The 1,492-nt window shown below is 42.9% G+C and carries 1 protein-coding gene; it reads right to left on the bottom strand.

Annotated features, from left to right (window positions below; all coding sequences use genetic code 11):
- Positions 1 to 529: 529 nt before the first annotated feature.
- Positions 530 to 1,492: ABC transporter substrate-binding protein (locus tag AC1DWB_RS35010; RefSeq protein WP_477545675.1), on the bottom strand; the 963-nt coding region annotated here is incomplete at its 5' end.

Below are 1,492 nucleotides of genomic sequence, written 5' to 3'. Positions count from 1 at the left end.
TGATTATTCACGCGATAAATTCGGTACTGATGGTATTAGGGAAATGGATTGTTCATCACTTAATAAATCAAATGGAGAATTATACGGCCAACAATATACTGAGTTTACTTTGAATGGATGCGGTCCTAAACAAGAAACGACTAGACTCTACAGATTATTTGCCAAATAATGAGGTCGAGTACGCTCTTTTCTCAAACCTCGCGAGTTCTTCGGGATCGATCCACGAACCGTGAGACTTCCAAGCGATTAATTGGGGATTGAACTAACGGGAACGATAGTTAAACATAAAGAGTTCCACATATTAGTCATGTACAATATGTAGAACTCTTTATTTTATCTGACTTTCTTAAAGTTAGCTCTTGATAAACCGTGAACATAAAGTTGTAGACTGAGAAAATAAAGTGTTAGACTGTCGTGTCCTCATAATACGAACGGGCAGGTTCGACAAGTTCTGCTATAAGCGCGACAGCGCGAAGAATCCATCCTAACTATTTCCATTCGGAAAACCAGCATCGAGCCGTTTGGAAAATTACTTTTTCTTCTCCGCTTCTATTGCTCTATTCGTTTCTTCCTCTGCGTTTCTCAGAGCCGTATTCAAGTCCTCTTTGCCAAGGATCACATTAGTGATATRTGTGACAAGCGGCCCGTTCGCTTTAGAGTCATACTTGCTTTGCGTGATGGGGGAAGCAAACTTGTTGGTATATATCGCTTTCACCAAATTTTTGTCCTTAAACTTCGATTCCTGGCCGAAAGCTTTTTGGATGCTCTCGTTTTTCAGAACGGGTATGAACCCTTTCTTTGACGTAATCATCTGAAATTCGTCCGAAGTGACATATTTTAATACTTCCACAGCCTGGTCTTTGTAGTTGCTTGTCTTCGTGACGAACATGAAGTCCGGATAAGGCTGGGTGCCGACTCCCGGTTTGTCTTTAAACACGGGCAGAGCTGCCATATCCCAATTGAACGTTTCAAACTCTTTGTCGCCCTGTAAACCAAAGTTCATAATAAACATGGCGATATTTCTTTCTTTGATGAAGTCGTTGTTGTTAAATGTTCTTTTTAACGCCGCCACTTGTTCTTTATAGCCGGATTCTTGTGTGGGTGCGATAGCGACGGTTTCCACGAGCGACTTGTACTTGTCGTTATTGAACGCAGCCTTCTCCGTCGTTTTGTCCGTAAACGGCAGCGAGAAGGAGTTCATACGCAAAGCATGGGTGATGGAAGTAGCTAGTCCGACATATTGGCGGCCGTCATTCTCTTTGCGGGTCAGCTTATTCCCTAACGCTATGGCATCCTCCCAGATCATTCCGTCCTTCGGATAGGAGACACTGAATTTGTCGAAAATCTCCTTATTGTAATATAGAACCAATCCTCCGTTGTTCATAGGTAAGCCGTACAAGCCGCCGAACTGTCTCACCGCTTCGATTGTCGACGGTTCGAAACGGTTCAAATCGATGTCGTGTTTTTTGAACGAATCGGTCAAATCCAATGC

The sequence above is a fragment of the Paenibacillus sp. P4_E11 genome, assembly GCF_056401635.1.
Note: the sequence above shows the minus strand (reverse complement) of the source record. Positions and strands in the feature narration are given on the sequence as shown.